This window comes from Rheinheimera pacifica (assembly GCF_024809855.1).
GTDB lineage: Bacteria > Pseudomonadota > Gammaproteobacteria > Enterobacterales > Alteromonadaceae > Alishewanella > Alishewanella pacifica_A.
In genome coordinates, this window is sequence record NZ_JANUEM010000002.1 from 334,586 (window position 1) to 353,124 (window position 18,539).

Genomic DNA, 18,539 nt, shown 5'->3' on the forward strand with positions numbered 1-18,539 from the left:
ATTTACTCATCGGATACCGCAATGACATTAGAACAGGGAATGCTCTTTGCAATTTTACTTTGCACGATAGCGTTGTTTATCTGGGGCCGCTGGCGGCATGATGCGGTGGCGCTTGCTACCCTGATGGCCGCAGTTGCTGCTGGCCTGGTACCAACCGACACCGCCTTTAGCGGTTTTGGCCACCCGGCTGTAATTACCGTAGCCTGTGTGCTGGTGCTAAGTTATGCGCTGCAAAACAGCGGTGCGGTTGACCTGTTAGCGCGTAAATTACTGCCTGCCAACGGTGGTGTTATGGCCACTATTGCCTTGTTAACTGCCTTGGTAACGCTGCTATCCGCATTTATGAATAACGTCGGCGCTATGGCATTGATGATGCCAGTGGCGATTCAGGCGGCAACCCGGCTTAAGTTAACGCCGGGGCAGGTGCTGATGCCGGTGGCATTTGGCTCAATACTCGGAGGTATGACCACCTTAATTGGTACGCCGCCCAACTTGATTGTGTCGGGCTTTCGAGATAGCAGCCAGGGCAATAGTTTTGCCATGTTCGACTTTAGCCCGGTGGGCGTGCTGGTGGCTGTGTCTGGCGTGGCTTTTATTACCATCATTGGCTGGCGTTTGGTGCCTAAACGCCAGCAGGGTGGTGTTGAGGGGTTTGATACCGCCAGCTATTTAACCGAGGTACGGGTAGATGCAAAAGGCAAAGCCGATGGCCTGCGCCTGGCGGCACTTGAACAGTTACTGGAAGAAGCCGATGCACAGGTAGTAGGTTTGGTGCGCAATAAGTTCCGCGTGTCGGCTCCTACCGGATATAGGATGCTAAAAGCAGACGATGTACTGGTGATTGAAGCTGAGCCGGAATCGCTGGGCAATATATTGTCTGAGCTGGGGTTAACGTTGGAAGAGAATGTTAAAGCCGATGTTGACACTGCAGATGCAGAGAAAACTTCTGGCTCGGGCAAGGAAGAGGTGCTGCTGGAGCTGGCCGTGATGCCCGATGCTTTGCTGATTGGCCGCTCAGCGGCAGATCTTAGCCTGCGCAGCCGGTTTGGCATTAATTTACTGGCGTTGTCGCGCCAGGGCAATCGTTCCATTAAGCGGTTACGCCGTACTGAACTGGTTGCCGGTGATGTACTGCTAATGCAGGGGGAGGCAGAACTGCTGTCGGCATTTGCCAGTGAGTTTGGTTGTGTACCGCTGGCAGAGCGGTCTATTCAGGTGCCGGACAAACGCCGCATTTGGTTAACCAGCGTTATTATGTTAAGTGCTGTGGCAGGGGCCGCCTTTGGTTTAGTACCTGCTGCAGTATCTTTTGCAGCAGGGGTACTGGCCAGTATGTTGTTTAAGGCGCTGCCGCTTAGCAAGGTCTATCAGGCTATTGACTGGCCGGTGGTGGTGTTGCTTGCGGCGTTAATACCGGTAGCCGAAGCGATGCTAAGCACCGGTGCTGCAGCTTTATTGGCAGAGTTAATGTTGTCGCATTTGTCCCAAGGTAGCGGGGTATTTGCACTGATCTTGTTGCTGATACTGACAATGACCTTGTCTGATTTTATGAACAATGCTGCCACAGCAGCAGTAATGTGTCCGATAGCGTTAAGCATCGCCAGGCAGCTTGATGTCAGCTCCGACACCTTTTTAATGGCAGTGGCCATTGGTGCCTCCTGCGCCTTTTTAACGCCGATAGGCCATCAGAACAATACCCTGATCCTGGGGCCTGGCGGCTTTAAGTTTGGTGATTACTGGAAGTTGGGGCTACCACTGGAACTGCTGGTTGTAGCAGTATCAGTACCGGCACTTTTATACTTCTGGCCGCTTTAGCCGGGCGGTGGCCTTTGCTACACTATTAGCGCTATTTAACTGAGGGGAATATTAATGTCTGAGCTGGATTTTGATTTAGACCATCTGGACTTTGCTGAAGCAGAGCAAAATGTAGAGCGCCAGCAACAAGCTGAACTTAGCCGTGCTGACGCGCCACAATATGGTGATGACGACGATGAATGCAGTGGCGGTGCCTGTAAAATTTAATCCGGACTGGCTGCAGTAACGGGCAGCTCCGCGGGTTTATGCCACAACTGGCTTACTGCAATACACAGCACCCCTGCCAGCATCAGCAATGCAAATGGCAGCGGGGTGCCGTTATAAAACAGCGCCAGTAACGGCCCGGCCAGTGCACCTATACCAAAGCGCAAAGTACCTATTACCGCCGTTGCGGTACCGCTGTTATCCGGAAATTTCATCAGGATCATAGCATCAGCGTTAGTGGCTATCAGGCTTAAGCTGGCCATTAGCGGGGCTATCGCCAATACCGTATACACCAGCTCAAACTGCCAGAAGTTAAACATGGTTAACGCGCTGGCGCTGACAATCGCCACTGCCAGTCCGGCTTGCAGCATACGTTGTGGGCCAAGGCGGGTAACCAGACGGCTGTTGATCAGGTTTGCCAGCATCAGCATTAATACATTAAAGCCAAATAACAAGCTGAACTGCTGCTCGTCTACACCAAAAAATTTGATATAAACAAAAGGTACGGCGGTTAAAAAGCAAAAAAATGAGAACGAGGCAAACATCGACGTAGCAATATCCGGCCGGGCAGAAGCCCTTGAAAACACCACTTTGTAGCCGGCAAAAAACGCCAGCTTCTGTGGCGCACCGGCAGGTTTTATCTCCGGCAGATAACGCCAGCTAAGCAACAGGATAAGTAAGCCATAGGCTGCCAGCGTAATAAAGATCATCTGCCAGTTGGCCAGCCACAACACGCCGCTGCCAATGGCTGGTGCCAACAAAGGTGCCAGCATCATAATCATCGATACATACGACATCCCTTTAGCGGTATGTTCCTGATATATATGCCGTACTATACCCGGCACTACTACTGTAGCCGCCGCGCCACATAAAGCCTGAATCGCGCGCCAGAATAAAAACCACTCAATAGTGCTAACTAAACTTAAGGCAATACTGGCCAGCACAAAGCCGGTTAAACCAAAAATAGCCAGCGGCCTGCGACCAAAGCTGTCGGCCAGCGGGCCACAAATCAGCATGCTGATACCAAAAAAAGCTAGGAAAATACTTAACGACTGCTGCACCATGCCAATAGAAGTATTCAGTTGTTGCGCCATAATGGGCATGGCTGGCAGGTACATATCAATGGCCAGCGGCGTGGTGGCAACAACGGCTGCCAGCAATATAATAATCCAGCCAGCGGGTTTGTTTGACATAGGTTAAGGCTCTTAATTTGGCAGCGCACTATAATACGCGGTTTTGTTAGCCTCAGCTAATGGCTGAGTGTAAAAATGGGTTAACAAATATGTCTGGCAGCTAAGAGGGATAATTCACGCAGTAAATTAATAGATAAGCTGCAAACGTTTAAATGCAGTGCTGCTATCGGAACAGAATAGCTTAAGCCAGGGTATTACGCTTATACTGAATAAACTCAGATTGTTGGATTTAAATAATGAAAAAAACCAAAATAATTACTACAGATGAAATATTACTCACGCTGTGTCAGTCGGTAAGCAAAGTATTATCGGGCGCTGGCAACAGTAATGTAGCTTATTCGCCCATGGTACAAAAAATACAAAAAACCTGTCTGCGGCCTGATCTGGGGTGCTTTGTGTTGTTTGACGGCGGCTTCTCCGGCCTGGTAATTATTAACTTTACCGCCCAGGCTGCGATGGAAATTTATAAAAAATACTTAATGAGCATGGGGATGCCGGAAAGCGAACTGGCTCAGTTTCATACCTCTGATGAAGTAGGCAATGTGATGGGCGAGTTGATGAACCAGATCGTTGGCGATTTTACCAACACAGTGCGCTATGACCTGCAAACGTCAATTAATCAGAGCCAGCCAAAAATGATGGCCATTAATAAGCAGGTGCAAATTTTAATTAATACCCAGCTTGATCAGCCGCAGGCTCGCCGGGTTACCTTTAGTACGCCAGAGCATAATATTTTTTATCTGGAACTGGCGATGGACAAAACCGAGTTTATACAACTGCATGAGTTTGATAAAGCCGAGCAGGAGCACCCGGACGATATTCTGGCCAATGCGCAACAATATACACCGGAGAACACCGTTAGTGCCTCAGCAGAGGTGGATGATGATTTTCTGAAAAACCTGGGTTTATAACCGGTATTGCCGCGATATTCCCCGGCGGTTAAGACGCTACTTTGCCTGTCGGCAGGCGCAGGCAAAAACTGGCTCCCGCCAGGGTGGCGGATTTACTTACACTGATGCTGCCCTGATGCCACTGCATAACACGCTGCACTATGGCCAGCCCCAGGCCAAAGCCGCCACCTTGTTTATTACGGCTGGCTTCAAGGCGGAAAAAAGGTTTCAGGATGTCTTCACGCATGGCCTCCGGAATTCCGGGGCCGTCATCTTCAATGTGGATATGCCAGTAATCTTGCTGTTGTCGCAGTGTCAATGTAATGCGCTGGCGGGCATACTTTTTGGCGTTAACCAGCACATTTTGCAGTGCCCGTTCCAGATAATGGCCATCGCCAAACAGCATGGCCTGCTCTGGCATCGTTAAACTAATTGCTGCGCCAGGCAGCGGCGACAGTTTTTCGTTCAGGTTGGCTATTAACTCAGTCAGGTTTATCTGTTGCAACTGCAAGGGTAACTGGCCGGTTTCCAGCCGGGCATAATCAAGTATTTCATCTACCAGTTGTTGTAACTCCCGTACATCCTCACACATCAGGCGACGTTCGTCCTCTGGCAGTTGGGTTGCCATTTCCAGTGCAAAATTCAACCGGGCAATAGGAGTGCGCAGTTCATGCGATACCGCATGCGTCATTTCGCGCTGCAGGTTCAGCAAATCGCGGATTTGCAGGCTCATCTGGCTGAAACTTTGTGCTATCGGCGCAATAAAAGAATGCGTCGGTACAGCTATGGTACTGTCGCTATTGCCGGAAAATTGCTTCAGGCTAAACTGCAAGGTACGGATATCACGCGCTACCGGCCAAAGCCACAGCGCTACCGCAACAGCTAACAACACAAAAAACAACAGCGTAAACCAGGTGGCACCTTCTTGTTGTATTAATGGCAGCGGGCCCAAACGCCATAACTGCTGGCCTTGCTGATAGTAAAAATACACGCTGTCGGCTTCGAACAAGGTAACAATATCACCTTGTTGCAGTAACTGTTGCTCTTGTGGCAACCAACTGATGCTGTCGGGGCTGAGTTCAGTGTAAGGCAGGCTGATATGGCTTTGCCATTGTATGGCGGGCTGTTGCAATTGCTGCTGCAACAGCTGGCTGTAGCTGTTAAGCCAGGGGGGGGCGGTGTCGGGTTGCCATTGCTGCCACAGCTGTTCTACTGCCCAGCCAATACCAAGCAATACCAGAAACAGAAACAGGTAAAAGTGCCAGAATAGCCTTTGCATGCTTAGTGCCAGGCGTCTGCAACAAATAAATAGCCTTTACCCCAGACAGTTTTAATACGAAACGGTGTTTCGGCGTTATCGCCCAGCTTACGGCGTAAATGCGAAATGCGTACATCGACAGTGCGGTCGAGGCCGTCGTATTCACGGCCAATAATCTGTTGATGAATAGCTTCGCGTTTTACGGTTTGGCCAGCGTGTTTAGCCAGCATCCAGAGCAAATCAAATTCATAGCTGGTAAGTTCTACACGCTCGTTGTCGTACCAGGCTTCACGGGCACGCTGTTTTAACAGTAAGCGGCCAAACTGCAGTTCTTGCTGCTCGGTTTTGGTGGTAGTTTGGCTGCGCCGTAGCAAGGCATTTATCCGTGCCACCAACACACGCGGCTCTACCGGTTTTACTACATAATCATCAGCGCCCAGTTCCAGCCCTAGCACCTGATCAATGTCACTTTGTTTTGCAGTTAACATTAACACCGGGCCTTTATACCAGGGGCGGATCTGGCGGCAAACGCCAAAGCCATCCAGGCCCGGTAGCATCAGATCCAGCACGATCAGATCAGGTTGAAACTGGCGGCAGTGCTCTGCTACTGCATCGCCCTGGCTTTGCTGCTGCACGGTAAAGCCGTGTTGGGTAAGAAAGCTCTGCACCAGAGAGGCCAGGCGGGCATCGTCTTCTACTAACAATATTTTGGCCATCAGAAAATACTCCATGGGCTGGCGATCCGGCGCCGCATGGGTTTGCGGCTTAATACTTTCAGTTCTGTTTGTAACAATACAATGTCGTGGTCATTACGCAGGCTAAGCTCGGTATTTTGCCACGACAGCGGCTGCTGCCATTCGCCGGTGGTGGTATCTTGCCAGCATTGGATAAGTTGCTCTGCCAGAAACAGGCACGGGCTTAGCTTTTGCTCGCTGTACCACTGCACCTGCAAGTCTGCGTGGCAGGGTTGATTGGGTTGTTCGGTAACACAAATTTGTGGTTTTACGTTCCAGCATAGCGCAGCCGCACAGGGTGCAGGCGCAGCCTGTGATGCAGTCACTCCGTTCAGTGCCAGTAACAACCAGAAACCGTGCATTAATAAAACCGGTAACTCACGCCTAAAAACCAGGTTGTTACATTATCAGACCGCACCAGCGGACTTTGGGTCATAGCATCATCCAGATGTAGGTAGCGAACAAAAGCCAGCATAGAAACGCGTTCAGACACGGGCTTTTGCCAACTTAAACGCAGCTCAGGCTGCCAGCTTGGCCTGCCGTCGTAGCGTGGCAGATAAAACGGCTCATTATTATCAATGCCATAATAAGTATCAATCAGTTTGGCGCTTTTCCAGTTTAGTTTGGCCGTGGCCTGCCACAGGCCACTGTTTAGCTGCCAGTTGCGGCCGATGCTGATACTGGCATGCTGGCCCTTATAGGTGTTGCTAACGTCTTGCCACAGCGCTGCTTGCGCCTGCCAGTTTTCATTAAACCAATCCAGTTGGATGCCTAAGTCGAAGGCGGTTGGCCGTTTACTAACCTGACGTACAGAAACCGCCTGAGCACTACGCTCTTCAGCATAGCTTGGCCCTTCCATAGCGGTATGACTAAATTGCATCAGGTTGCCGCCAAACCATTTCTGGAAATAGCCTTTTTCCTGATTAAACTGGCCCAGCACACTTAATTGCCAGTTGTCTGACAAAGCCAGGCTGCTGCCAAGTTTACCGTTGTCAAAAAACCAGTAGCGGCTGTAATAATAGATATCCGGCAGAATAACTAACGGCAACTCTTCGCCATCGTACAGAGGGTTGCTACGCTGGCCATAGCCCAGTGCCCAGCTCAGGTGCAGCCGTTGCTCTTCTACGCACTGAGCGCCTTGTGTGCACACCGGCGCAGGCTCGGCTTTCACCTGCCAGCTTAGCAGCAATAAAAGTATGATCAGGTAGCGCAATCTTCACCTTGGCTCAGAAATTGAGTTCACAAATTTTTCTACGCTGTTAGTTTAGCAAGTTGTACGGCCAGACATAAGCAGGCATAACAATGTTTCACAATTCGATTCTGCTGATCTGGCAGCATAGCTTACATCAGAGTGATCCTGATATGGGTGGTAAGTGTATAAAGCAGGCTGGCGTAAGATGTAAATTGAATCCCCTGCCAATTCACTTTATGATAAGGCCACAATAATTCTAAGATACCGGTAGTTGCTGCGGCGGGTTGCCGGTGTTGATAAGCGTAGTAATATCGCTGTCATAGCAGAGCGTTTTGATGAGAGACAAAGCTACCTCGTTCGACATTGCTTATATGGCTGGTGTATCGCAGTCCACGGTATCGCGTGCGCTACGAAACAGCCCGCAGGTTAATAAAGAAACCCGCGAAAAAGTGCAGGCGATTGCGCGGCAACTGAATTATAAAGTAGATAAAAATGCCAGTAACCTGCGCCAGCAGCGCAGCAGTACCCTGGCGTTGTTGTTATTTGAAGATCCCACCACTGACGAGTCGCTGATTAATCCGTTTTTTTTATCCATGCTTGGCAGTATTACCCGTGCCTGTGCCAAACGCAGCCAGGATTTACTGGTATCTTTTCAGCAATTAAGTGACGACTGGCACGCCGATTACGAAGACAGCAATAAAGCCGACGGCATTATTCTGCTCGGTTATGGCGACTATAAAGATTACGAAGAAAAACTGCATAAATTACTGGCACAGGAAACCCACTTTGTTTGTTGGGGCGCTGAAGTGCTGGGCCATCCTGAATTTACACTGCGCAGCAATAACCGCGAAGGTGGCCGCCTGGCCGGTGAGCATTTGCTGGCTACCGGACATAAAAGGTTTGCCTTTGTTGGCAATGCCTCTGAAGGCAGCCCGGAATTCAGTGCACGTTATCTGGGGTTTATTGATGCATTAAATACTGCGGGTATACAGGCTTCGCAAGTACCACACTTTGATGCTATTTCTACTGAAAGTGCCGGTGATAAAGCCACCGAGCAACTGCTGGCTGCCGGCCATCAGGTAGATGCCATTTTCTGCGCCAGCGATCTTATCGCTATTGGCGTTATGCGTTGCCTGAAACGGTGCAACTTAAGAGTGCCGGAAGATATTGCCGTAATGGGCTTTGATGATATTCCCGTGGCATCTTTTGCCACCCCAGCTCTTAGCACTATTCAGCAAGACACCACCCAGGCCGGTGAGCTGCTGGTAAATAACCTGCTGCAACTCATTAATAACCAACCAATTACGGTCAATCAGATAGAGCCTAAGCTGATTATCCGCCAGTCTTGTGGCTTTAACCGCAATACCTGATCCGCCAGCAGTAGCCGACAACTGCTGCGGTTTCTTTACCTGCCTATAACCTTGCTTACGCTGCTGCTGCTTTGTGTTAATATCCAGCCCCCGGAATATTGGTTTAAACAGGAACAGGTATCTGTGCGTTCTTTATCACTGAAAATTTTACTGTTGTTTTTCCTGCAGTTAGCTATGCCAGTTATGGCTAGTCAAACTTTAGCCGACCGCATGGTGGATGTACGCAAGGTTGAAGGCACCGACGTGTATTACAACCTTAGCAATGGTCTGGCGCTGCAAGGTGAATACCGCTTAGTGCGCGATAGCCAGGGTTATACGCAAGCTACTTTTGACCAGGGCATTGCACAAGGCAACTGGCAAGTATTTGATCAGCGGAATCAGCGGCTATTGAGTGGCCAGTACCAGGCCGGACGCCAGCATGGTGAATGGCAATACTTTAGCGTTGATGGCAGCCTGGATCACATTGAACACTACGACGCAGGGGTAGCAAGCGGCGTGTGGCAACGGTTTAACAGTCAGCAGCAAGTGATAGAAACCACGCAGTTTGAGCATGGCGAAAAAACCAATGTCAGCCGTTTTTATGACAACGGTAAAATACGCAGTATAGAAATTTATCAGGACAGCCTGCGTCATGGCGTGTGGCAAACTTTCCATCTTAGTGGTGAAGTGGCTGAAGCCTGGACCTATGCCAATAATCAGCTTAACGGCCCTTACCAAAGCCGGGATGAACAGGGCAACATATTGCTGCAAGGCCAATATAATAGTAACGGCCAACAAGATGGCTTATGGACGCAATTTTTCGCCGCCGCCCGCCCTGCCGCTAACACGCATTATTTGAATGGGCAACGCCATGGCGTGGCCGAGCAGTTTAATACCGACGGTTCCCTAATTAGCCGCTGCAGCTTGCAGCATGGCGCGGAACACGGAGAATGCCGCGAGTTTCATGTTAATGGTCAGCTCGCGCGGGTATCAGCCTATCAGCAAGGTAAACTGCATGGTGAACATCTGCGCTATAGCAGTGATGGCGTGTTACTGGAAAAGTTTAATTTCATCGATGGTATGCAGGCGGGTGAGCAATTAACTTACCACAGCAACGGTAAACTGGATCACCGTATTCAGTATCATACCTCTGAGCGTAATGCTAACGGGCAGTTTCCACAACATGGTGTGCAAGAACGTTACAGTGTTGATGGGTTGCCTATTGTTACTGCCAATTTTGCCATGGGGCTACGCGATGGCGTATTTAAACGCTTTCAGGGCGAAAAACTCGTTGAAGAAACACAGTACAAAGCAGGCAAGCGCCATGGCGTAAGCAAAACGTTTTACTCGTCAGGCGAACCGCGGGAACAGAATACCTATGTAGAAGAACGGCAGACCGGCCCCTTTAAAGCCTGGCATATCAATAGCCAGCTACGAGAGGAAGGTGAACGTGACAATGGCCAGATCATTGGCCGTTATCAAAGTTACTACGACACAGGCAAGCCACAAAAGCTGGAACACTTCGCTACCGAGAAAAAACCGGGTGAGCATAGCTATGGCAGGGTTGGCGAATATAAACAATGGGCTGCGAACGGTGATCTTACTCAGGAAGGCCAGTATCTCGATAACAAGCGTCATGGTAACTGGATCACCTATCAGCAAGGTGAAAAAAGCCGTGAACAGGAGTTTATAAACGGTAATGCCGAAGGCCGCTTTATTGATTATTATCAGGGGCGGCGCCGCAGCAGTGGCTTTTTCCTGAACAATCAGAAAACCGGCGAATGGCTTGAATACTATTACCAGGCAGATGACCCAACCTATGGGTTTATTCCGGAGGGCACAATACGCTACAAAACCCAGTGGCAGGACAACAAACAGCATGGTAAAGCCGAATTTTATACCGCCAAAAATATTCTGTACAAAGTTGAGAACTGGGATAAAGGCTTAAAAAGCGGCGGCTATCAGGAGTTTTATGTCAGCAACGGCGAACCTAAGTTGGCTGGCAATATGCAAAAGGGCGAGTGGTTTGGCTTGTGGCAAGCCTGGTATGAAGACGGTACTCTGGCGCAAGCTGTGCATTATGACGCCAGCCGCAAGCATGGTTTAGCGCAGGAATACTACGACAACGGCCAGCTAAAAAGCGAAATTGAATACGAGTACGACAAACCACACGGCCGGTACGAGTTATTTCATTTAAATGGCCGGCCGCAGCAAAAAGAAAGCTATGTCAAAGGTTTAAAAGAAGGCAAGGCTGAATACTTCCACCCCAATGGTAAATCACTGCAGCAGGGGGATTATCTGCGTGATCGCAAAGAAGGCGAGTGGCTGGAATACTGGCCCAATGGCCAGGTTCGTACTCAGGGCAGCTATATCAGCAACCGCCCGTCGGGCGACTGGCAGTACTTTGATCAACACGGCAAGTTAATTAAAACCGAGCATAAAGGCTAACAGGTATCCGCTGCTGCCGACGAGGGTGGCAGCGGATTAGCTGAAATTTTAGCTACAATTTAATTGTAATGGTAATTGTTATCATTTACCATTCGCGGCCTGTTTAATTCTCTGCAATACAGGTTGTCCTATAATGTTGCCGCTCTCTGCTGTAAGTCTGCGTCTTTCTGCTGTTAGTTTATTCTGCACTATGGCATTTTCTGCTAACACTCAGGCCGATACCGCACCGGCTAATACTGCTGCATTGGAACATATTGAAGTTAAAGGCCGGGCACAAACGCTGTACCGGGTTGACTCGTCTAGCCTGGCTACCCGCACCGATACGCCGCTGGATGAAGTGCCGCAAAATATTCAGGTATTGTCGGAAGCATTAATCCGCGATCAGGCGGCGCGGCAAATTACTGATCTGTATCGCAGTATGAGCGGCGTCAGTAGCTTTAGTTATTCTGGCGTAACCTTTCGTGGTTTTCGCCAGGACGAAATTTTATATGACGGCGTGCGCGGTGATCCATTTAACGGCTTTGCAGTGCCACAGCTGTTTAACGTTGCTGAAATTCAGGTGCTAAAAGGCGCTGCCGGCGCCCTTTATGGCAGTATGGCCCCTGGTGGCCTGATTAACTACAGCACGAAAAAACCGACAGCGGTGGCCGAGCGGCAGCTAAAAGTAGGACTGGGTAATGACAGTTTTTACAGCGGCTCGCTTGAGCTAAGCGGCCCGTTAACCGACGACGCTGCCCAGCGTTATCGTGCCGGTATTTACAAAGACAGTGAAAAACCGTTCCGGCAGAACACTGATGTGGAAAACCAGATTATTGATTTAGGTTACGCCATAGATTTCACACAGGACACCACGCTGACACTGCAATACACCGATGTAGAGCAAGACTACGGTGGTGCCCGCCTGCGCGGCGTCGTTACCGATGCTAATGGTAACTTTCTGGCCGACCGTAGCTGGAACCATAACGAAAGCACTGATTTTCAGCGGCTAACCGCCGAAGTGTATCAGGCAAGATTAGAGCATCAGGTTAGCAGCCAGTGGAGCACCGATATTACCGTGCGTGGCTACCAGAATCAGGAGCTGCAAAACTATCATGAACCGCTTTGCAGTTATGACACCGATGGCGATGGCGTTATTGATTATTGCCGCCGCCAGTTTCGCGACCAAAACCGCGAGAATGACTCGTTCAGCCTGACCTGGAATAATATTATTGAATTAAACACCGCTGATATTGAGCATACGCTGTTAGTGGGTGCTGACTATTTTCAGCAGGACTCCTATTTCTCCGGCCGTAACGCTATACCGCTTGAAAACGGCGGTACTGTGCCGGGCTTGAGTTTGCGTGACCCGGTATACGGCCTGACCAGCCGGGCCGATTATAACCTGGACGCCGTAACACCTAACATTACTGATACCAGGACCGAGCATAAGGGCCTTTACCTGCAGGATCAGTTAACACTGTCAGACAACTGGAACCTGCTATTGGGTGTACGCTGGGATAGTTTTGAAGACACCAACAAGCGTAATGGCAGTAAAGTATCGGGTAACGATACGTCGTGGCGGCTGGGTACCACTTACCAGCTAACCGACTATGCCCGTGGTTATCTGGTAGCGGCTACCGGTTTTGTACCGCAGGCAGCAGCCTCACAGGCAGAGGAAGTGGGTGGGCCCTTTGAACCGGAAACCTCGCGTTTATATGAAGCCGGTGTACGCTTTTCGCTGCTAAACGACAGTGTGCGGCTAAATACTGCCGTGTATGAAATTACCCGGAAAAATATTCTGCAGGCCGATCCGCGCGGTGATGTAGGAAATGACGGCCTGGACGATTTAGTGGCGCTGGGCGAAGTGCGCAGCCGTGGTTTTGAGCTGGATGTGTTAGGCGATTTAACCGACAATTGGGTAATGAACCTAAGCTACGCCTATAACGATACCAGAGTAATGCAGGACAACGATGGCATTACCAATGCGTTTAACGGCCGCTTTGCCAATGCGCCACAGCATCAGTTAGGTTTGTGGAGCCGCTATGAACTGCCGGCGCTGCATTCATCTTTTGCTGCCGGTGTCGACTACGTTGGCAAGCAACAGAGTATTGGTGGCCAGCCGGTAAAAGCTTATACGGTGTTTGATATCAGCTGGCAAACCGAATGGCAAAGCTGGCTGGTACAGCTAAACGTAAAAAACCTGTTTGATAAAACCTATGCCAGCAGCGGCTTTATCGACCGTACCGGGCATTTTCCGGGCGAGCCACGCCGGATTTATCTGACAACCACTTACCAGTTCTGATATGACGAACAGGCAATGGTTTGCCCTGCATTCCTGGGCTGGTTTTGTGCTGGGAGCGCTGTTGCTGCTGGTGTGTGTCACAGGTGTACTGGCAGCATTGAGCTATGAAATACAGTACCTGAGTGACAGCAAATACCGCGCACTTAGTAGCCGCAGCGGCCCGGTTAACTGGGCACAGCTGGAGCAAAGCCTGGCAGCAGCCTACCCTGATAGCCAACTGCTAAGCGTGCAGGTGCATCAGCAGGCTTATCTTGCAGGCGAAGCATCATTGGCTACGCCTGAAGGGTTTCGCTTTGCTTATTTTGATCCGGCCAGCGGCAGCCTTACCGGCAGCGGAGACTGGGGACGGTTATCCCGCTTTTTACGAAATTTACATATGTACTTATCCGTAGAAGGTGCGGGTAAGGTTGTAGTAACGTCGCTGAGCTTTTTATTGCTTATATCTGTTATCTCCAGTTTTTATGTCTATCGTAACTGGTGGCAGCAATGGCTACGCAACCCCGGCAAATGGCGTTGGTCAGTGCGTAGCAACTGGGCATCGTGGCACAAGCTTATTGGTTTATGGAGCTGGTGGTTTGTATTGCTGATGACGTTAACTGGCCTATGGTATTTTACCGAGCACTGGCTACTAAAAACACCGCTGCAATTTTACCCACCGATACCAAGAGCTACATTAAGCACCGTAGCGCCAACACAGCCGCTATCGCTGACACAAATAACTGCCATAGCCCAGCAGCATAGACCAGAGCTGGATATCCGTACTGTGCTATATAACAGCAATGCCAAAGCACCAATAGTGGTAACCGGGCAAGCAGGTGATTTACTGCTGCGCGACCGGGCTAACCGTATTTACCTGGATAGCACGGGTAATGTAATGGGTAGCCAGAGCAGCGCCGATTTAGCTGCGTTGGCTTACTTAACCGATATGGCCGACCCGTTGCATTTTGGTAATTTTAGCGGCCTGGCCGTTAAGCTAATTTACGCGCTATTTGGCACCGGCCTGTGTATTTTGGTGGCCGGGGGTATGCGAATGCACTGGCTGCGCACCAAACATAAGCAGCCGTCGCTGGCACGCTGGCTTGGAGTATTTGGTTGGTTAGCGTTACTTGTTGCAATAAGCAGTATTGCCTGGACAGCAGCAGCATTCTCTCAGCGTGAGCTGGAGCGTGCTCCGTTGTCACCGCTACTGGGTACGCTGGTGGTGGCTCAGCCGTCTTGATCTTCTGTTGCCGCCGCTTGCTGATACAGTGTCTCCAGTGCTTCGCGTAATGTGGGGTAAAAACTAAGCTGGCCTGGCACGGGCTTTACCCCTGCTTTAGCCAGAGTTTTTAGTGGCTGAAACTGTAAATCGGCTATTATCAGCTGGGTTTTGCTTTTATGGCACTTATTGATCAGTTTATTCAGAGCAGCCAGGCCACCGGCATCCAGCAAGGGCACGCCGTCCATATACAGTACCAGGCCACGGCTATGGTCACTTAAACGGGCGATATCGGCAAAAATACGATCGGCCGCGGCAAAAAACAGCGGCCCACTGATTTTTAGCACCTGCCAGCCAGAGGGGATCGGTTGTTCAACCTGTTTACGGTTATGGCTGATATCGGTCACCTTGCTCATTTCGGCTATTTCTTTAACAAAGAGTAAGGCTGCCAGCAGAATACCGGCGGTAATGGCGATCACCATATCAAACAGCACGGTAAGGGAAAAACAGGTAATAAATACCCAGATATCGCTGCGCGGGGCGGTTTTCAGTAAGTGCACAGCTTTGGGCGCTTCACTCATATTCCAGGCTACTATTATCAGCAGTGATGCCAAAGCAGCCATGGGTACATAAGATAACACCGGTGCCAGCAGCATCAGCCCCAGTAGCAACACCAGCGCATGCACCATAGCCGCTACCGGCGACTGGGCACCGGCTTTAAAGTTGGCTGATGAGCGTGCCAGTGCGGCTGTAGCGGTAATGCCGCCAAAAAATGGCGTAATAATATTGCCAAGACCCTGGCCGAACAGTTCGCTGTTGGCGCTGTGGCGCCTGCCAGACATACCGTCCAGCACCACAGCACACAAAAGAGATTCAATAGCACCCAGCATGGCCATAGCAAAAGCAGCTGCCAGTAAATCCTTAACCAGTTGCCAGCTAAAGCCTAGTAGTTCGCCATCGGGGCCGGGGCGCAGCCAGGGCCAGTCAAAATAAGGCAGGTAGGGCGGAATACCGCTGCCGCTGGCGCCATCGGGTGTGGTGTAACTAAAGCGCGAGCCTATGGTGTCCAGTTCAGCGCCCACCCCCAGCAGCACTAACGCCAGCAAGGTGCCAATAAACAGCGCCGGTAAATGGGCAGGTATAAAAGTTTTTAGCCTGGGCCACAGCAGCATAACGGCCAGTGTTACTGCAGCAACCAGCAGGCTGGGCCAGGATAATTGTGGCAGCATTTGCCCCAACAGCAGCAGTTTATCAACAAAGTGCTCGGGCATGGTTTGTATTGGCAGGCCAAAAAAGTCTTTAACTTGTAAAGTCGCAATAACCACGGCAATACCGCCGGTAAAGCCTAAGGTGACCGATTCAGGTATGTATTCAATTAAGCGCCCCAGCCGCATGGCCGCCATAACCAGCAGCAAAACACCGGATAGCACAGTGGCAATAAGTAAGCCGCTTAAACCGTACTTTAACGCTACCGGGTACAAGATAACCACAAAGGCTGCAGTGGGGCCGCTGATGCTGTAGCGCGAGCCACCGGTTAGTGCAATAACAAAACCGGCAATAATAGCGGTGTAAAGGCCGTACTGCGGTGCCACGCCAGAGGCAATAGCCAGCGCCATTGCCAGTGGTATGGCAATAATGCCTACGGTAATGCCAGCCAGCAGGTCTTTGCCAAGTTTATTCAGGCTGTAACCTTCGGCCAGCACTTCACGCAGGGCATGGCCAGCACGCAAAGAAAACAGGTGGGATCGGTCAGACATAACAGCATCCACTGTAAAAGCCGCTAAGGGATAAACTTAGTGTAGCGCCAACAAAGGCTTACGCCTATGCGCTTTTAGTATGGTTGTGCTGCTTTAATAATAGCGCAATACTGCTTACCTGAAATAACTACAAGGCCAAGCCAAAAGGAGTCGCTATGATAAAAGCGGTAAAGTTTATTTTGATATCCGGCATATTAATGTTTTGCAGCCTGCTGATAAAAGTACACGCAACCAGCCTGGTGGTTGAAAGCTTTAATATTCGTTACGACAACCCAGCCGATGCAATAAATGCCTGGCCAAACAGGCAGCAGCTGATTTATGCCCATTTAAAAACGCTGCAGCCTGATGTACTGGGGTTGCAGGAGGTGTTGCACCATCAACTTAGCTGGTTAAGCGAGCAATTGCCTGATTACAGCTATATTGGCGTTGGCCGCGACGATGGCGTTATTGCCGGTGAGTTTGTGCCGTTGTTTTACAATAAAAACACCATTAAAAAGCTGGATAGCGGCAACTTTTGGTTGTCTGAAACACCCGATGTTGCAGGCTCAATCGGCTGGCAGGCTCATCTTCCCCGCGTTGCCAGTTGGGGGCATTTTGAAAAAAACGGCAGTGATTTCTTTGTATTTAATGTGCATTTTAGCCATGTAAGTGATGTGGCCCGGCAAAAAAGTGCTGAATTTTTGCTGACACATATTCCGGCTATTGCCGGGAATAAGCCGGTTATTTTAATGGGAGATTTTAATATGCTGCATGATAGCGCCGCATATAAAACGCTCACCTCTGACCGCTTGTTACCGCTGACAGATACCGCAGTTCTGGCAAACGACGAAGTTGTTGGCACCTACAACGGTTTCGCCGCAGGTGACAGCGAGCGTATTGACTATATTTTTATCAGTAACGGCTTAAAAAGCCATAACTACCGCACTTATCAACTAAGCGTTGCCGGCGTATATATTTCTGATCATTTTCCTATTTCGGCGGTAATTACCTTACCGAAAAAGCCATAGTGCAATACAACTGCACTGAGGTTGGCCCCGGTGCAGTCATTTTTAATTACATTTACCCAGATAATAAACAGCTTATAGCCAGGCAGAGTGGCTTACAGATATTGTTTTAACCAGGCGGCAGTTTCTGCGTTAGCTTCAGCATGGTTGGGGTTTAAATCATGGTCTGCGTCAGCGTATTCAATATAGTTATACGGTTGTTTCTTCTGTTTTAACGCTGCGGCCATATTTCTGGCCTGAGATACATCAATTCTGGCATCTTTGTCGCCATGCAACAGCAGAATAGGTAACTGCTGAGGCAGTTTATCCAGCCAACGTAAAACTGAGCGCTTTGCTAATTCAGCACTTTTATTGTTGGCGTAATTGGGGATCAACTTGTCATAAACCTGCATGTCTGGCCTGGTTTCCAATGCGATTTCAAGATCAGACCAACCTGAGTAAATTACTAAAGCTTTAAGCTGTGGCATTCTGACTGCAGCCTGATAGCTCATTATACTGCCACGGCTAACTCCAATCATTGCTATGCGTTTGCTGTCTGATGCTGGCATGCCTTCAATGATAGGGAGCAGGTTAACAACATCATTAACGTCAGCACCGCCGTATTCATCAAGTATCAGGTCGCGGGATGCTGATGTCTCCCATCCGGCAGCACCTCTATATTGGCTAGCAATGACAATATAGCCTTGCTCGGCAAGGTGCATCAGGTTTTGCTGAATGCTACCGTAGTTTAGTGTACTGTTGCGCGGGTTGCCTCCACGGTTATAAATGATAATCGGTAGTTTCTGTTTTTCTGGTGTAGCTTTTGGTTGCAACATGACGCCTTCAACCAAGATACCATCCGATTCATAAACAAAGATTCTGCAATCAATAGTTTGCTGGCGTTTTTCAATATCAATTCTGGGGAACTGTTTGCTAAATACTTCGGTATTAAATTTTGGCCTTTTACTTAGCCAACTCAACCAACTGTCATAGCTGGCAAAGGGGCCTATATAGCAGCTGAAGTTTTCTTTTAGCGAGGCGGCTGTGGAAAACGCCGGTAATAGTTCCGGCCCGGTTTTTGGTTTTGTCTGTTCAGCCTGTACGGCAGTAGCCAGCAGTAAGCTGCTGAGTAAAATCAGAAAAGGTTTCATAGACACTCCTTGTTAATTTACCAGGTACAGTAAATTAACAATACGGAGTTGGCAAGCTTAAAGAAAAACCGCCGCTAAACCAGCCA

15 protein-coding genes are annotated in these 18,539 nt (G+C 49.7%); 8 read left to right on the forward strand and 7 right to left on the reverse strand.

Annotated elements, in window-relative coordinates:
- The first annotated feature begins 21 nt into the window (after nt 1-21).
- Nucleotides 22-1,815 (forward strand): SLC13 family permease, encoded by a 1,794-nt coding sequence (locus M2404_RS04400; protein WP_259238515.1) that lies wholly within the window; start codon nt 22-24, stop codon nt 1,813-1,815.
- A 54-nt stretch (nt 1,816-1,869) separates the two neighbouring features.
- Entirely contained in the window at nt 1,870-2,022 is a 153-nt protein-coding gene (locus tag M2404_RS04405; RefSeq protein WP_259238516.1) for a hypothetical protein, read from the forward strand.
- On the opposite strand, the gene M2404_RS04410 is transcribed toward M2404_RS04405, so the two are convergent.
- Nucleotides 2,019-3,212 carry a Bcr/CflA family efflux MFS transporter gene (locus M2404_RS04410; protein WP_259238517.1) on the reverse strand — a complete coding sequence of 398 codons (1,194 nt, stop codon included), beginning with the start codon at nt 3,210-3,212 and terminating at the stop codon, nt 2,019-2,021. The two genes, M2404_RS04405 and M2404_RS04410, sit on opposite strands and share 4 nt — an antisense overlap.
- Before the next feature lie 236 nt (nt 3,213-3,448).
- Between M2404_RS04410 and M2404_RS04415 the strand changes: the two genes are divergently transcribed.
- Complete coding sequence (locus tag M2404_RS04415) at nt 3,449-4,123, forward strand: DUF3334 family protein (RefSeq protein ID WP_259238518.1); 675 nt, start codon at nt 3,449-3,451, stop codon at nt 4,121-4,123.
- A gap of 28 nt (nt 4,124-4,151) precedes the next feature.
- On the opposite strand, the gene M2404_RS04420 is transcribed toward M2404_RS04415, so the two are convergent.
- The 4 genes from M2404_RS04420 to M2404_RS04435 are packed head-to-tail and all read right to left on the reverse strand — an operon-like array spanning nt 4,152 to nt 7,307.
- A complete protein-coding gene (locus M2404_RS04420) occupies nt 4,152-5,381 on the reverse strand; it encodes an ATP-binding protein (protein WP_259238519.1) in 1,230 nt (409 codons plus the stop codon).
- A 2-nt stretch (nt 5,382-5,383) separates the two neighbouring features.
- A complete protein-coding gene (locus M2404_RS04425; protein WP_310503062.1) occupies nt 5,384-6,076 on the reverse strand; it encodes a response regulator transcription factor in 693 nt (230 codons plus the stop codon).
- On the reverse strand, nt 6,076-6,456 hold the full coding sequence (locus tag M2404_RS04430; RefSeq protein WP_259238521.1) for a DUF3019 domain-containing protein: 381 nt from the start codon (nt 6,454-6,456) through the stop codon (nt 6,076-6,078). Before M2404_RS04430 ends, M2404_RS04425 begins: the two co-directional genes overlap by 1 nt.
- On the reverse strand, nt 6,456-7,307 hold the full coding sequence (locus M2404_RS04435; RefSeq protein WP_259238522.1) for a MipA/OmpV family protein: 852 nt from the start codon (nt 7,305-7,307) through the stop codon (nt 6,456-6,458). Before M2404_RS04435 ends, M2404_RS04430 begins: the two co-directional genes overlap by 1 nt.
- A 314-nt stretch (nt 7,308-7,621) precedes the next feature.
- Between M2404_RS04435 and M2404_RS04440 the strand changes: the two genes are divergently transcribed.
- From M2404_RS04440 to M2404_RS04455, 4 genes are all read left to right on the forward strand, one after another.
- The gene (locus M2404_RS04440; protein ID WP_259238681.1) at nt 7,622-8,656 is read left to right on the forward strand and encodes a LacI family DNA-binding transcriptional regulator; all 1,035 of its coding nucleotides are present in this window, start codon (nt 7,622-7,624) and stop codon (nt 8,654-8,656) included.
- A 123-nt stretch (nt 8,657-8,779) separates the two neighbouring features.
- Complete coding sequence (locus tag M2404_RS04445) at nt 8,780-11,083, forward strand: toxin-antitoxin system YwqK family antitoxin (RefSeq protein ID WP_259238523.1); 2,304 nt, start codon at nt 8,780-8,782, stop codon at nt 11,081-11,083.
- A gap of 133 nt (nt 11,084-11,216) precedes the next feature.
- Nucleotides 11,217-13,364 (forward strand): TonB-dependent siderophore receptor, encoded by a 2,148-nt coding sequence (locus tag M2404_RS04450; RefSeq protein ID WP_259238524.1) that lies wholly within the window; start codon nt 11,217-11,219, stop codon nt 13,362-13,364.
- Between the two features lies 1 nt (nt 13,365).
- A complete protein-coding gene (locus M2404_RS04455) occupies nt 13,366-14,583 on the forward strand; it encodes a PepSY-associated TM helix domain-containing protein (protein ID WP_259238525.1) in 1,218 nt (405 codons plus the stop codon).
- Here M2404_RS04455 and dauA read toward each other — a convergent pair.
- Entirely contained in the window at nt 14,571-16,319 is a 1,749-nt protein-coding gene (gene dauA, locus M2404_RS04460) for a C4-dicarboxylic acid transporter DauA (RefSeq protein WP_259238526.1), read from the reverse strand. The genes M2404_RS04455 and dauA overlap by 13 nt on opposite strands.
- 155 nt (nt 16,320-16,474) lie before the next feature.
- Between dauA and M2404_RS04465 the strand changes: the two genes are divergently transcribed.
- Nucleotides 16,475-17,326 (forward strand): endonuclease/exonuclease/phosphatase family protein, encoded by an 852-nt coding sequence (locus tag M2404_RS04465; RefSeq protein ID WP_259238527.1) that lies wholly within the window; start codon nt 16,475-16,477, stop codon nt 17,324-17,326.
- A 92-nt stretch (nt 17,327-17,418) separates the two neighbouring features.
- Here M2404_RS04465 and M2404_RS04470 read toward each other — a convergent pair whose 3' ends face one another.
- A complete protein-coding gene (locus tag M2404_RS04470; protein ID WP_259238528.1) occupies nt 17,419-18,453 on the reverse strand; it encodes an alpha/beta hydrolase family protein in 1,035 nt (344 codons plus the stop codon).
- Between the last annotated feature and the right edge of the window lie 86 nt (nt 18,454-18,539).

Bases quoted from the DNA above. Each gene is read 5' to 3' on its own strand.
- M2404_RS04400 (WP_259238515.1), top strand. From the start codon at position 22: ATGACATTAGAACAGGGAATGCTCTTTGCAATTTTACTTTGCACGATA.
- M2404_RS04405 (WP_259238516.1), top strand. From the start codon at position 1,870: ATGTCTGAGCTGGATTTTGATTTAGACCATCTGGACTTTGCTGAAGCA.
- M2404_RS04410 (WP_259238517.1), bottom strand. From the start codon at position 3,212: ATGTCAAACAAACCCGCTGGCTGGATTATTATATTGCTGGCAGCCGTT.
- M2404_RS04415 (WP_259238518.1), top strand. From the start codon at position 3,449: ATGAAAAAAACCAAAATAATTACTACAGATGAAATATTACTCACGCTG.
- M2404_RS04420 (WP_259238519.1), bottom strand. From the start codon at position 5,381: ATGCAAAGGCTATTCTGGCACTTTTACCTGTTTCTGTTTCTGGTATTG.
- M2404_RS04425 (WP_310503062.1), bottom strand. From the start codon at position 6,076: ATGGCCAAAATATTGTTAGTAGAAGACGATGCCCGCCTGGCCTCTCTG.
- M2404_RS04430 (WP_259238521.1), bottom strand. From the start codon at position 6,456: ATGCACGGTTTCTGGTTGTTACTGGCACTGAACGGAGTGACTGCATCA.
- M2404_RS04440 (WP_259238681.1), top strand. From the start codon at position 7,622: ATGAGAGACAAAGCTACCTCGTTCGACATTGCTTATATGGCTGGTGTA.
- M2404_RS04450 (WP_259238524.1), top strand. From the start codon at position 11,217: ATGTTGCCGCTCTCTGCTGTAAGTCTGCGTCTTTCTGCTGTTAGTTTA.
- M2404_RS04455 (WP_259238525.1), top strand. From the start codon at position 13,366: ATGACGAACAGGCAATGGTTTGCCCTGCATTCCTGGGCTGGTTTTGTG.
- dauA (WP_259238526.1), bottom strand. From the start codon at position 16,319: ATGTCTGACCGATCCCACCTGTTTTCTTTGCGTGCTGGCCATGCCCTG.
- M2404_RS04465 (WP_259238527.1), top strand. From the start codon at position 16,475: ATGATAAAAGCGGTAAAGTTTATTTTGATATCCGGCATATTAATGTTT.
- M2404_RS04470 (WP_259238528.1), bottom strand. From the start codon at position 18,453: ATGAAACCTTTTCTGATTTTACTCAGCAGCTTACTGCTGGCTACTGCC.